We start from the raw sequence: 13,682 nt of genomic DNA on the forward strand, positions 1-13,682 counted from the left end.
GCCCCCCTCAGGTTTCAACCATATCGATCGGATCGATTCCCGCCATCGCTTTCCTGAGGCGCGGGCGGGCAGCGTCGGAAGAGAGGAATGCAGGTTCGAGGCGAGGCGCCCGCAGCAGACCGCGTGCGTTGAGTTCCTGGATCGCGCCGAAATGCGCGGCGGCGATCTTGCCGATCCAGAACGGCGTTAGGCTGCCGCCATTCCTCAAGTGATCGAGGATCTGCAACAAGCCACGCAGATAAATGGCGTCCTTGGCAAGACCGCCGCCTCGATAGACGCGCAGAACGACGTTGAAGGCCTCGCGATCATCGATATCCCTGCGAAGAATGCGGAAGGTTTCCTCGAACGTTGCGCCGTCGAGCAGCGCCTGACAGGCTATCACCCTCGCCGCGATCAGCCGCAAACGCGCTGCGGTCATGCCGCCGACCAGATACTCCGCCAGCACAGCCAGTCCCTCCTGCATGCCCTCATAACCGGCGAGCCCGCTGCAGAAGATGGCGAGCCCCTGCGCGGCGCCATTGAAATAGGTCAGCAGATGAACACCGATCTCGTGACTGAGCAGCGCCGTCAGACGCTCCGGGGGAACATTGGTATCGCGCGACACCAGCAACCGGTTTCGCGAGACCAGCAGGCCGGCCGGCAGGTCGCCGCGGATCTCCACCGAAGCCTCGAAATCGGGATAGGCGGCGCGGTATCCGGCGATCATGTCGCGCGCGGCGGCGGCAACGGCGGCGGCGTCCAGTCCCTTCGGACGGGCGACTGAAGCAAGTCGCGGCAGCTTTTCGAGAATGGCGCGCGCCCTCGCCGCCAGGCTCGGCTCGACGCTGCCATAAAGGGCTCGTCCGAGTTCGACGAATCGCGGCGTCTCGCGTGCTGCGAGCATCGACAGCTGGAGATCGAGCTCCTGCTGCTTTTCGGAGAGCAGCCTGGTCAGGAGCGTATCTTCCAGATGATCGAGCGAGATCGAATAGAGCCTCCGCTTCTGGTCGGCGACCTCAAGCTCGAGCGGCCGGTAAAGCAGTGCGGGCACACGCTCGAAAGCGCCTGCCTGGAATTCCCGCCAGGCGGGTTCGGCATTGATCGGTGTGACGGCAAGCAGAAAATCGAAGGTCGACGCGACATTGTCGATCGCACGGTCGGCTCGCGCGACAGCGTCGATATAGGCGCGGCGACCGAGGGAACGATGGGTCGCCGGTTGTTCCAGGCTCGATGCCTTCAGGAAGGCACTGACGGCCTGAAGCGCGGAATCGACCATGTTGGCGACGACGAGATCGTGGAGTTCGGGGTAGACGCGCTTGGTGCCCGGCACCCTGTAGATCGGGGCGAAGCGCACCGTCAGGCACGCCACATCACCGGGATCGTTCCAGAGCCGTGCTTGGGCACGTGTGGTGGGACTGAGCTCGTCGACGCGGGGCGTGCGGTATTTGGCTTCACGCGCGGATGCAGCATCAGCGAAGCGCTTGCGCGCCGCCTTCTCCGGCGCCGTGTTGCCGCTGGCCAGCGCAATCTCGAAAGGCGGCAGGAATGGAACATCCTCGGTCAGGAACCGGTCTTCGGCCAACTCGCCGATGTCCAGGAAGAGGAATGCGCCGCAGTGATCGTGTAGCCGGCCCGCCACCAGCCGCGCGACCTCGCCAGCGAGCTCGATGTCGGCGGCGATCAGATAGGAGGCGTTGGCGGAGACGGCATGGAATGCGGCATCCTGATGCGACCCGACATGGACACACAGAAAGGGCAGCGGCCGATCAATGTGCAAACGATTGCCGTTGCCGAACTCGCGGCGGATCGGCTTGCCGTCGCGGAAAAGCGCGCCAAGGTCCGCTTCGATTTGCGCCAAGGGTGACGCGGGCTCGACAAGCTTGGGCTTCATCGCATGGCCCGCAGCGCCTTTGCCAGGACAGGCACAGTCGACGCCAGTATGGCGCGCAGCTGATCTATTGCTGCCCAGTCGGGTTCGCCGCTCCATTCGTCCATGAAGATTTTCTTGAACTCCACCGCGATGGCACAGCCGGTCTCTGGAAAATTGGTGTGGACGAAACGCGTCTGTTCGCCCTTGCCCTGGAAGGACACGTTTTCGCGCACGTCGATCGGCTCGCCGTTGAGCTGGTGGCCGCGAAGCGTTTCGATGAACGCATCGACGACCGGCGCCCAGCGCTCGCGGTCCATGGAAGACGTCCCGATATTGATGTCGGGAGCTGTGTCGCGAGATGTTGGCACAGAATGCGGCCCATCGCGGCGGTGATTGTAGCTGTGGACGTCGACGAGAACGAACCGGCCATAGCGCTTCTCGATATCGGCGAGGACACGCTTCAGCTCACTGTAGAAGGCGTCGTGAAAGGACAGAGACTCCTCCACGATGGCCTCGGCCGGCAACTCCCGCCAGACTTTGAGCCCCCAGGACTGGTCCGGCGACAAGTAGACGGCAGCGTCGCGCGCGCGGTTCAGATCGACCTGGAAGCGCGACCGATGAACGATGATCCGGGTCGGGAAATCGGCGATGAAGCGCTCAGTGAACGGATCTTCCTCTCGGAGCCGGTCTGGATCAGAAAGACACATAAGCCCTCGGCAAGCACTGCCGACGTTGGTGCCGCTATGGATGGCTGTACCGACGACAGGACCGTCTCCGAGCTTGATCGTCCAGCCCGACCCGCCCCGATCGGTGTTGGAAATCGTCTTGTCCATGCTCCGAAATGCGCGGAGCGTGCGGACGGTTCCGCTTCGTGTCGAAAGCGGCCTTCAGCCGAACGTCGCCAGCGGCTCTGCCTTGATCTCCACCCACTCACAGCGGCGGCTGTCGTGGTAGAAGGACTGGAAGGGCGGCGGGAAGGACGGATCGGCGAAGGCGCCAACGGGAATAGCGATCACACCGGGTTGAGTATCGATCCGGTAGTGGACGCTGGCGCCGCACTCCGGGCAGAAATTGTAGATGATGCGACCGCCCTGATCGCCCGTGCGGGTGAACTGCTTCGCCCGTCCCTCGATCGATACATCGCCTTCCGCAAACCGGACATTGTAGCTGAAGGCGCTGCCGGTGCGGCGCTTGCAGTCCAGGCAATGGCAGACCGAGATGCGCACCGGCTCGCCCGTACAGGTTGCTGACAACTGGCCGCAGAGACATTGCGCGTGGCGCGTGACCATGGCTTGCTCCTCCCGAGCCTGTTCCATCCCGATGGATCGGGATGGGGCTCCATCTTCTTGAGCATGATCTTCTCCGAAAACCGGATTCCACTTTTCGGGATCATGCTGCTGAGACACGTTACTGCGTGTCGGCGCTGGCTCTCAACTCCGCACGCTTCTCGTCCGACACGACAGCCAGGTCCAGCACCTTTTGCAGTTCGGCGGCATGATGGAATGACGGTTCGGTCTGCACGCCGCTTGCGACCGCATCGACGAAACGCTGGTAGTTGGTCGGCACCGTGCCGGCGTCGATCACCTGCCATTTGGCGGTCTCGATATCCTCGCCGATGCACGCCTTCAGCTCCGAGCCCTCGAGATTGTGCACGACCTCGATGCCGCCCTTGTCGCCGTAGATGCGCAGGCGCAGTTCGTTCATATGGCCGGTCGCCCAGCGGCTGGCATGCACGACGCCAAAGGCGCCGTTGGAAAAATCCAACGTCATGGCGAAACTGTCATTGGCGTCGAGGTTATATTCGCCGATGCGATTGTCCGGTGCCTTGTCGAAGGCGCGCAGCCGGCAGAAGACGTGGTCGATGTCGAGTGCCGCGCCATAGCTGGCGAAATCGAGAATGTGGATGCCGACATCGCCGAGCACGCCGTTGGAGCCGTGGCTGCGCGACAGCCGCCACAGCCATTTCGGATCGGTGCGCCAGTCGCCCCAGAATTTCGACACCAGCCAGCTCTGCAGATAGGAGGCCTCGACGTGGCGGACGGTGCCGATGTCGCCGGCCAGCACCATTTGCCGCGCCTTCTGCAAGGGAGCGACGTTGCGATAGGTGAGGTTGACCATGTTGACGATGCCAGCGGCTTGCGCCGCGTCAGCCATCTCGCTCGCCTTGGCAAAATTTTCGGCGAGCGGCTTTTCGCACAGCACCGGCTTGCCGGCCGCAATCAGCGTCATGGTCGTCGGATGGTGGATACGGTCAGGCGTGACGTTGGCCACCGCATCGAAGCCGCCCCAGTCGAGCGCTGCCTCCAGCGAGGTGAAGCGCTTCGGGATCTTGAAGCCGTCGGCGAATTCGCCGGCGCGCTTTTCGTCGACGTCGACAGCGCCGACGATCTCGACGCCGTCGATGGCGCCAAAGCGGCGGGCATGCTCCTGCGCCATCCAGCCGGTACCCAATATCAAAAGCCGCATTTTTGCACTCCGAGCGAAATTGGTTCGATTCAATGAAATGAGCCGAATGTGGTCCAAGCGTTGTTCATACGCAACTTGAGACGGAAAGCCGCTGCGCCTTTTCCTGGGGTTGTTTTAGCGGAAACCCGCCTCGCCCGCGGCGTGCAGCTTGCCGCCGCGCTCGACGATGGTCTCCAGCGCCTTGTCGACCGGCACATTCGGCGCATCGAGAATCGCCGACTTCGTGCCTTGCGGGTTGTGCGCCCACTTCACAGCGTTGCGCAGCACCTTGTGCACAGTGCCATCATGATAGGTCGGATAGGTTTCGTGACCCGGTCGGAAGTAGAAGACATTGCCGGCCCCGCGCCGGTAGGTCAGCCCCGAGCGGAACACCTCGCCGCCCTGGAACCAGGAGATGAAAATCGTCTCCAGCGGCTCCGGCACGGCGAACTGTTCGCCATACATTTCTTCATTCTCGAGCTCGAAATACTCACTGATGCCTTCGGCGATCGGATGGCTGGGGCTGGTCACCCAGAGCCGCTCGCGCTCGCCGGCCTCGCGCCATTTCAGCGTGCAGGGCGTGCCCATCAGCCGCTTGAAGATTTTCGAGAAATGACCGGAATGCAGAACGATCAGCCCCATGCCTTCAAAAACGCGGCGGGCGACGCGTTCGACCACTTCGTCGGCAACGGCGCCATGGTCCTTGTGACCCCACCAGACCAGCACGTCGGTCTCGGCCAGACGATCGGCCGGCAGGCCATGCTCGGGCTGTTCGAGTGTGGCGGTCGAGGCGGAGATCGCCTTGTCGGTGTTCAGCGCCTTGGCGATGGTCGTGTGCATGCCCTCGGGATAGAGGGCGGCGACCACTTCATTGGTCCGCTCATGGATATTCTCGCCCCAAACGACAGCGCGTATTGTCATGATGTCCTCTTGATTGTTTGAAGCTGGAGCCGCCGCGTCCACTCATAGTATCCCCAGCCGGAATTGAAAACGCTTTCAATGCCGGCTGCTGACAATTGCGGGGAACGTCGAGATCATCGATCTCGGAGTGGCCGTGCGGAAAATACCATTTTAAACAGGATGATAGAGGCTCATCCTGCTAAACCGTTTCAGGCGCGGCTGCCATCCGAGGCGACTTGCTTCAGCGCTTTCGACATGCGCGGCACCACGACGAGGCGCTTGATCTTACCCTTCTTGTAGGCGGCCAGGAAGCGCGCATAGTCCTTGAAGGCCACGCAGCCATGGGATTCCGCACGGCCGCCGCGCAGCAGGTAGGAGTGGGCGAGCAGGCCGTCGCGGCCATATTGGTTGCTGCCGCTGGTTGGGGTGAGACGTATCGCCTCGACACCGTAGAAACGCGATTCGCGCAGCTTCAAGTCATAGGTGCCGGGCGGTGTCGGGCCGACGTTCTTGCGGTTGGCGTAGCGCGGTTGGTCGGCCATCGAGCCAATTCCCGAATGCGCCTCGAGCCGCGAGCCGTCCGGCATGTAGACGGTCTTGGCCGAGATATCATAGATGGCGACGCCGTTGCCCATGTTGGGGGTCGCGAACAGATCCTTGAACGCGCGGCCGACACCGCCAGCCGGGACATCCGGTTTGGCATAGGCCAGCATCTCGCCGGCTTGCGCCTTCACCCGCTTGCCCGGCTTGGTGCGGATGGTCTCGCTGCCTGGCACGCCCGGCAGTGCGGCGACGTCCTGGGAATTGCGAGGCGAGCGCGGCGACACAATGCCTGGCGACTGGGGTGCCGCGGTCTCGGCCGCCCTGTCGGTCTGTGGCTTGGCCGCCTGAGGCTTGGCCGCTTGCGCCTTGGGCTTGCTGGGCGCCTCGGCAGGCTGAGCGGTTTCGGCGCGCGGACGCCAGCCAGGTAACGCCATGCTGTCGGGCAGATCATCCTGCGGCGGCAGCGAAGCCACCTGAACCTCGGCCTGCTCAGGATTTTGCGCTTCGACGATTGCCGCGACGGCCGGCGGCGGCGCCAGCATGTCGGCGCCCTGATCCGGCAAGGTGTTGGCCAGCGCCAACGCAAGGCGCGACGAGCGTTCGATCTCGGCCACTTCCGGCCCAAAGCGCTCCGAGGCCGGGCCATTCTGGTCGGGCATTCGGACTTCGGCGAAACGGGCAGCGGCCGGAAGGCTGGCAAGCATGAAGGGCCCATTCGAGGCCTTGGCAAAGGCGGCAGCCAGCTTTTGCGGCGACAGCTTTGCCTTGGCCACCACGCCGTCGAAGCGCGCATCGCGCGGGGTGACAAGTGCGATGCTGGTGTTTTGCGCGGCCCCGGTGTTTGCAGTGATCGTGGCGGCCGGCGCTGGATCGTGCGCGGCGAGGTGCAACCGCGCGGTCTTGCCGTCATGTGCCAAGCTGGCGGCGGTGCGTCTGCAGCCGGCGTCGCATTGGCTGAGCAGCGAAACCTGTACATTTTGTGCCGAAAGCCGTGGCGCCCACGAATTGGCAAGGCTGCGGCGCGAATCGGTGCGCGGTAACAGCAGGCTTCGCGGAAGGTTGTTGGACGCAGCGGTGAGCGAGGTTCCCAGCGAATAGAGGCCGGCCATGGTCGCCACCGACCACAGCGCAAGGGCCGCGCCGATAACCGGCACCACCACCCAGCGCTGGCCGGATCTCTTCGAAGTCAAATCCCGTTCAGGATTGTCGCCCCGGTCTTTCAAACGCAAAAACGCCATACAACCACTCTCAATCGGCATGCAGGCTTGCGACCCTCGCATCCGTGACATCCACAGTTCGCTGGTGCCCCCTGCGCCTTTCGCGTCTGTTGCCGATTGAATCAAAAGATGGACAAAGTTGGTTAACCAATCCCTCCACCGGTCGCACATTGTGCGGCGGTCGATACGAAAAAAGAGCCCTCCATGGTCTGCGCCACGGTAGAAATGCTCTCCCTCACCTGTGCTTTGCTGCCCGTTTTTGCGATCCAAGTCAAGGAAACGCTGCGTCAGGTCTCTGCAAGCCCGGGCTGATTGCCCGCCGATCGGCTGTTTCAAGCAGTTGACCTTCCGGTGGCTGGAAGGTCTATCCGCCTCAGAGACAGAGGCCTCCGACCACGGATATTTACCGATGAGTATCGGCACCACGACAGAAGAATCCGACCTGAAGTCGAACCCCTGCTGCGGCTGGCTTATCACGGTTGGATGGGGCGGCGAGGACATTGCGCCGTGAGACGGACTGTGAAAGCGGCGCTGCTGTGGCTCGTCTGCGCCCTCACGATGGCCGCCTCTGCCGGCGATGGACCGATCGTGACGGCACGGCAGGCGTCGATGAAGGAGATGGCGGCGGCGGCGAAAACCATCGCCGGCATGTTCGACGGCAGACAAGCCTACGACGCCGCGACGTTCAAGGCAGCGGCGCAAACCCTTCGCGCACGCACCGGCCCTGCCCTGATTGCCGAGTTTCCGAGCGCCTCGCTGGGGCCGCCTTCGCAGGCCAGGCTGGAGATCGATCCGGCGCGGGCGGAATTCGAGGCGCTGGCAAATCACATCGGGACGCTGGCCGGCGCGCTGGCCGCCAAGGCCGAGCACGCGCCTGACCGCATTACCGACGACATGCGCATGGGGGCCGGTCTGGCAATGGGCGGCGGCAGCCTGCTCGGCAAGCGCGCGATGCCGGCGGAAGCCGATCCGGCCAAACTTCCGGCTGAACATATCCTGCACCTCATCCTGCAGGATTGCTCGAACTGTCATTCGAAGTTCCGGCAAAAGGTGCAGTGAGTACCCGGCGGAGCGACCCCCTTTGCGGGTCTGCGCCAGCGGCGCTTTGCATACAAGTAAATTCGTTTGTGCTAATATATTCCCGGTCGTGCGTATCCATGCATGACGAGCATCGGGAGGATGCGATGAAAACCATGAATCGCAGGTCTGCAATTGCCCTCGGTCTGACGACCGCCGCGGTAACGCCTTTGTTCACTCTGGCGGCATCCGCAAAAATCAAGAAATACGGCCCGAAAGAGGGCAAGGAGATTGCGCCCGGTGTCAGGTTGGTTGAGGTCGGCACCGGCAATGCAGACATTCCCGCCTACAAGAGCATCGCAATTGTCGACGTGGTGTTTCAGCCCGGAGCACACGCGCCTCAGTCGGTGATGGACAACGACATGGTATGCACCATCACCTCAGGTGCATTCACGATCAAGAAAGCCGACAGGGAATTCAAGCTCAAGGTGGGCGACATGTACACGTGCGCCAAGGGCAAGACCGACGAATCGACGAATACAAGCAAGGAGGTCGGCGTGCATCGCATCGCCGTATTGATACCTGCATAGCAGATGGGAATCCGGCCGGACGGGCGGTTGCACGCCGTCGCGAGTCCGGCCGGGCCAGACGAGGCGATCGCGTTCCGTCGTCAGGGCGACCATCTCACGCCAGCCACTCCCTGATCGCCGGGCGGGCGAGAACGGCGCGCATCCGATCCTCGGCGTCCTTGACGGCTGGCGCCATCGGTGCGCGGGTTGGACCGCAATCGACACCGATGACCCGGAAGGCCGCTTTCATACCCGGCAGCACGCCGGTTTCGAGCAGCACTTCGACGAAATCCTGCGACACCATCTGCAGGGTTTTCGCCCGCAGCAGATCGCCGTCACGGGCCGCCTGGTCAACCGCCACATAGAGCCGTCCAAGCAGATTGTAGGTGGTGCCGATGCCGCCTTCGGTGCCGAGCATGCCGGCGGCGGCGTAGATCTCATCGAAGCCGTAGAAGAACAGCTTTTGCGGCTGCCGCTTGCGCAGCTGCGAATATTTGAACAAGTCGGTGGAGGTGTATTTGATGCCGACGACATTGCCGAGGTCGAGCAGCCTGACCAGCAGCGCCAGCGGCAAGGGACGGCCAGTGCGCAACGGGATCTCGTAGACGATCAGCGGCAGGTCGGTCGCCGCCGCCAGCGCCTGGTAATAGCCGTACACCTCCTCGTCGGAGAACGGATAGGAATGCGGCGGCAGCGCCGACAGCGCGTGATAGCCGAGCTTTTTCGCGTGCCGCGCGAGGCGGATGGAATCGCGCAGGTTCGGCATACCGACATGAGCGATCAGGTTTACCCCTGCCCCCGCGGCGCCTGTAAAGACCACTTCCTGCTGCGCCAACAATTCGTCCACCGTCAGCAGGCCGGACTCGCCGCTTGAGCCGCCGACATAGAGGCCCGCCAGGCCCTGGCGCAGCACGTAATCGTTGATGTTGCGCTGGCGCTCGGGGTCGAACTCGCCGGCGTCGCTGAGGCCGGTCATCAAGGCGGCATACATGCCCGCCAATTCTCTGGTCATTGCTAAGCCCTCGGTGCTGTCAGGATTGTCTCGGGGAGATCGGCGCCTGAACCACTGATTACGGTTCCGGCTCTATAGCGTTGTTTCAGCATGATCTTTTTCGACCGCCGATTTGGGTTCGGAGGCATTGGCTAGGCCTCCCCGGCATGGTGGCAGGCGACCAGATGCCGCCCTGTGGTAGTCGAGCCGAAGTCGCGCGGTTGCGGATCCACCTTGCTGCAGATGTCGGTCGGCTTCGGGCAGCGCGGATGGAAATGGCAGCCGGACGGTGGCTTCGACGGATCAGGCACGCCACCGCCGAGCACGATGCGCCGGCGCGTGCCGCCGGCCTTCGGGTCGGGCACCGGAATCGCCGACAGCAGCGCGCGCGTATAGGGGTGCAGCGGGCTGCCGAACACCGAAGCCGTGGTGCCAATCTCGACGATGCGGCCGAGATACATCACCGCGACGCGGTCGCTGAGATAGCGGATCATGGACAGATCGTGGCCGACAAACAGATAGGTCAGGCCGAGGCGCACCTTCAGGTCATCAAGCAGGTTGACGATCTGCGCCTGGATCGAGACGTCGAGCGCCGAGATCGGCTCGTCGGCAATGATGAATTTCGGATTGGTGGCAATCGCGCGAGCAATGCCCACGCGCTGGCGCTGGCCGCCGGAGAGCTCGAACGGGTAGCGGTTGCGCAGCGCTTCCCTCAAACCGACCAGCGCCAGCAACTCGCTGACCCTTGCATCGCGCGTGGCGCGGGTGCCGATCTTCTGCGCGCGCAGGCCTTCACCGATAATGCGGCCCACGGTCATGCGCGGATTGAGCGAGCCGAACGGGTTCTGGAACACCATCTGCATGTCGCGGCGGCGCTGCTTCAGCTCTTCGCCCGTCGCACCGGCATAGTCCCTGCCCTCGAACACGATGCTGCCGGCGCTTGGCCGCTCGAGACCGAGCACGGCACGGCCTGTCGTTGACTTGCCGCAACCGCTCTCGCCGACCAGCGCCAGCGTCTCACCGTGCAGCAATTCGAAGCTGACGCCGTCGACGGCTTGCACCGCACCGACCTGCCGCCTGAGCACGCCGCGCCGGATGGGGAAATGCACCTTGAGATCGGTAACGGTGAGCAGCGCCTCCTGCCCGGCCGCACCAGCCGGTTTCACGCTTTGAGCGGCGGCGGGCGATCGGGGCAAATGGTCTACCTCGCGCCAGCGCCAGCAGGCCGTGGCGTGGCCGGCGCCAACCGCTTCCAGCGGCGGCTTTTGCTCGCGGCAGCGCGCCTCGGCATAGTCGCAGCGCGGCGCGAAGGCGCAGAAGGTCGGCGGCAGCGTGACATTGGGCGGGGCGCCCTTGATCGGCACCAACCTGGTGTTCTCAGCCGTCAGCGACGGGATCGAGTTCAACAGGCCGATCGTGTAGGGGTGCGTCGTTGTCGAAAAGAGCTCATCGACGTCAGCGCATTCGACGATCGAGCCGGCATACATCACCGCGACGCGGTCGACGAAGCCGGCGACCAGGCTGAGGTCATGACTGATCCAGATGATCGCCATGCCGAGCTGTTTTTGCAGCCGGCTGACCAGCTCGACGATCTGGGCCTGGATGGTGACGTCGAGCGCCGTGGTCGGCTCGTCGGCGATCAGGATCGACGGCTTGCAGACCAGCGCCATGGCGATGCCGATGCGCTGCAGCTGGCCGCCGGAGAACTGGTGCGGAAAGGCGCGCATGCGCTGCGGCCCGTTGGCGATGCCGACCAGTTCCAGCATGTCGAGCGCCTGGCGTTCGGCCTCGGCCTCGCTCAATCCCTGATGCTCGCGCAGCGCCTCGGTCAATTGCAGGCCGATGGTCAGCACCGGGTTCAGCGACGACATCGGGTCCTGGAAGATCATGGCGATGTCGCGGCCGCGGATCTGGCGCAATTCGCTGTCGCGAATGGCGAGGAGATCTCGGCCGCGAAACAGCGCGCGTCCCGCGGTGACACGTCCCGGCGGCTTGCGGATCAGGCCCATCAGCGTCTGCACGGTGACGGATTTGCCCGAGCCGCTCTCACCGACAATGGCCAGCGACTCGCCTTCGGCAAGTTCGAAGGAGACGTCGTTGACGGCGTAGACGGCGCTGCCTTGCGGACCGAACTGAACGCTCAGTCCTTGCACGGAAAGCACAGGGGCTGGCCCCGGCAGTTCACTAGGCTGACGATGGGCCAGTTGACCACTGGACAATGTATCCGGCCGCATCATTTGCCGCCCATAATGTGCTGCGGGTCCAGCGCATCGCGCAGGCCATCGCCGACGAAGTTGATGCTGAGCACGGCCATGGCGATCATGGCGCCGGGCGGAATCCACATCCAGGGCTGGCTCTCCAGGATCGACAAAGTGCGCGCATCGCGCAGCATGTTGCCCCAACTCGCCGCCGGCGCCTGCGCGCCGAGGCCAAGGAAGGAGAGTGACGCCTCGAGCAGGATGACGGTCGCCACGTCGAGCGTGATCGCCACCAGGATCGGGCTCAGCACATTGGGCAATATGTGTTCGAGAATGATGACCGATGGCGAGGTGCCGAGCGAGCGTGCGGCGAGAATGAATTCCTGGTTGCGCAGCGCCAGGATCTCGCCACGCGTCAGCCGGGCGATGGACGGCCAGCTGAGCAGCCCGATCACCACCATGGTGTTGAAGATGCTCGGTCCGACGACAGCGACGAAAGCGATGATGATGACCAGGCGAGGAAAGGTCAGCACCATGTCGATCAGGCCCATCAGCAAGAGGTCGACCTTGCCGCCGAAATAGCCGGCGACGCAGCCGATGAAGATGCCGATCGCCGCCGAGATCGCCACGGCGACGAAGCCGACCGTCAGCGAGATGCGGCCGCCATAGAGGATGCGGGCAAAGATATCGCGGCCGGTGCCATCGGTGCCCAGCCAATGCATGCCGCCGGGCGGCTGATTGCGGCCCCTGAGGTCGATATCGTTTGGCCCGTAATGCGCGATCAGCGGCGCCAAAACGCAAGCGAGCACGATGATGGCGAGCATGATCAGCCCGAGCGTCGCCAGCCGGTGCTGCAGGAAGCGGCGCGCCGCCTCACCCCACAGGCCGCGCGAGGCGCCGGCGGCAATGGTCGTGTCGGCGGCGGTGGCGTCAGTCATAGCTCACCCTGGGGTCGAGCACGCTGTAGGCCAGGTCGGTGGCGAGGTTGGCCAGCATGACGATGATGGCGGTGATCAGTACGTAGCCCATGATGACGGGGCTATCCCGGTTGACCACGGAATCGATGAACATCAGGCCGATGCCCGGCCACTGGAAAATGGTCTCGATCACAACCGAGCCGCCGAACAAGGTTGGCAGCGCTAGGCCGAAGACGGTGACCAGCGGGATCAGCGCATTGCGCAGCCCGTGGCGCAGCGTGATGGTGCTGGGGCGCAAGCCCTTGGCCTTGGCGGTGCGCATATAGCTCTGGTTCAGCACTTCGAGCATGCCGGCGCGGGCATAGCGCATGAAGATGGCGGCGCGGAACAAAGCGAGCGCCGCCGCCGGAAGGATCAGGTGCTTGAGATTGTCGAGCAGCGAAAAACTGTCGCCGGCGGTCGAGATGCCGGACGACGGCAGCCAGCGCAGCTCCAGCGCAAAGACATAGACCAGCAGCAGACCCATGAAGAAGTCCGGGATGGAGACGCCGACAAAGCCGGCAAGCGTCAGGGAATAGTCGGTGAGCTTGTATTGCCGCAGTGCCGAGATCACGCCGAGCGTGGTCCCGAGGAGGAAGGCTATCAGCAGCGCCACGCCCATCAGCTCCAGCGTCATCGGCAAGCGCTCGCCTATGATCTCGCCGACGCTGCGGCCATTGACGAAGGAGCGGCCGAGATTGCCGTGCAGGATCTGGCCGATCCAATTGAGGTATTGGACGTAAAGCGGCTGGTCGAGGCCGAGTTCGCCGCGTCGCATGGCGATCAGCTCCTCGCTTGACGGCGCCTCCGCGGTGATCATCGCCAGCACCGCGTCGCCCGGCATGGCATGCGCAATGGCGAAGACGATCACGGTGACGCCGAACAGTACCGGAATGCTGAACAGCAGTTTTCGCAGGAGATAGCTGAGCACCGGCCTCTCCTATGGTTGAAGGCGGTTCTGAGACATCAGATCGTGAGGCTCGGGCAGAGCCTCACG

12 protein-coding genes are annotated in these 13,682 nt (G+C 63.7%); 2 read left to right on the top strand and 10 right to left on the bottom strand.

Going from position 1 to position 13,682, the window contains the following annotated elements; genetic code table 11:
• Window positions 1-7: 7 nt before the first annotated feature.
• The 6 genes from AC04SG_RS14165 to AC04SG_RS14190 all read right to left on the bottom strand — a co-directional run bounded on the left by AC04SG_RS14165 (window position 8) and on the right by AC04SG_RS14190 (window position 6,927).
• Complete coding sequence (locus tag AC04SG_RS14165; protein WP_488551551.1) at window positions 8-1,870, bottom strand: flavohemoglobin expression-modulating QEGLA motif protein; 1,863 nt, start codon at window positions 1,868-1,870, stop codon at window positions 8-10.
• The gene (locus AC04SG_RS14170) at window positions 1,867-2,682 is read right to left on the bottom strand and encodes an N-formylglutamate amidohydrolase (RefSeq protein ID WP_488551552.1); all 816 of its coding nucleotides are present in this window, start codon (window positions 2,680-2,682) and stop codon (window positions 1,867-1,869) included. Before AC04SG_RS14170 ends, AC04SG_RS14165 begins: the two co-directional genes overlap by 4 nt.
• Before the next feature lie 54 nt (window positions 2,683-2,736).
• On the bottom strand, window positions 2,737-3,138 hold the full coding sequence (locus AC04SG_RS14175; RefSeq protein ID WP_488551553.1) for a GFA family protein: 402 nt from the start codon (window positions 3,136-3,138) through the stop codon (window positions 2,737-2,739).
• Window positions 3,139-3,256: 118 nt separating this feature from the next.
• Entirely contained in the window at window positions 3,257-4,315 is a 1,059-nt protein-coding gene (locus tag AC04SG_RS14180; RefSeq protein ID WP_488551554.1) for a Gfo/Idh/MocA family protein, read from the bottom strand.
• Between the two features lie 114 nt (window positions 4,316-4,429).
• Window positions 4,430-5,215 (bottom strand): ThuA domain-containing protein, encoded by a 786-nt coding sequence (locus AC04SG_RS14185; protein ID WP_488551555.1) that lies wholly within the window; start codon window positions 5,213-5,215, stop codon window positions 4,430-4,432.
• 188 nt (window positions 5,216-5,403) lie between these two features.
• Window positions 5,404-6,927 (bottom strand): DUF2778 domain-containing protein, encoded by a 1,524-nt coding sequence (locus AC04SG_RS14190; RefSeq protein WP_488551556.1) that lies wholly within the window; start codon window positions 6,925-6,927, stop codon window positions 5,404-5,406.
• A gap of 534 nt (window positions 6,928-7,461) precedes the next feature.
• Here AC04SG_RS14190 and AC04SG_RS14195 point away from each other — a divergent pair.
• The gene (locus AC04SG_RS14195) at window positions 7,462-8,013 is read left to right on the top strand and encodes a cytochrome c (protein ID WP_488551557.1); all 552 of its coding nucleotides are present in this window, start codon (window positions 7,462-7,464) and stop codon (window positions 8,011-8,013) included.
• A gap of 125 nt (window positions 8,014-8,138) precedes the next feature.
• Window positions 8,139-8,561 carry a hypothetical protein gene (locus AC04SG_RS14200; RefSeq protein ID WP_488551558.1) on the top strand — a complete coding sequence of 141 codons (423 nt, stop codon included), beginning with the start codon at window positions 8,139-8,141 and terminating at the stop codon, window positions 8,559-8,561.
• 94 nt (window positions 8,562-8,655) lie between these two features.
• Here AC04SG_RS14200 and AC04SG_RS14205 read toward each other — a convergent pair whose 3' ends face one another.
• The 4 genes from AC04SG_RS14205 to AC04SG_RS14220 form a co-directional block, all read right to left on the bottom strand.
• Complete coding sequence (locus AC04SG_RS14205; RefSeq protein ID WP_488551559.1) at window positions 8,656-9,552, bottom strand: dihydrodipicolinate synthase family protein; 897 nt, start codon at window positions 9,550-9,552, stop codon at window positions 8,656-8,658.
• Window positions 9,553-9,683: 131 nt separating this feature from the next.
• Window positions 9,684-11,684 carry an ABC transporter ATP-binding protein gene (locus tag AC04SG_RS14210; RefSeq protein WP_488551560.1) on the bottom strand — a complete coding sequence of 667 codons (2,001 nt, stop codon included), beginning with the start codon at window positions 11,682-11,684 and terminating at the stop codon, window positions 9,684-9,686.
• An 80-nt stretch (window positions 11,685-11,764) separates the two neighbouring features.
• Complete coding sequence (opp4C, locus tag AC04SG_RS14215) at window positions 11,765-12,667, bottom strand: oligopeptide ABC transporter permease (protein WP_488551561.1); 903 nt, start codon at window positions 12,665-12,667, stop codon at window positions 11,765-11,767.
• Window positions 12,660-13,616, bottom strand: a complete 957-nt coding sequence (locus AC04SG_RS14220) for an ABC transporter permease (protein ID WP_192248602.1) — start codon at window positions 13,614-13,616, stop codon at window positions 12,660-12,662. The genes opp4C and AC04SG_RS14220 overlap by 8 nt, the downstream gene beginning before the upstream one ends.
• Window positions 13,617-13,682 lie beyond the last annotated feature (66 nt).

It is taken from the genome of Mesorhizobium sp. CNPSo 4684, assembly GCF_057784315.1.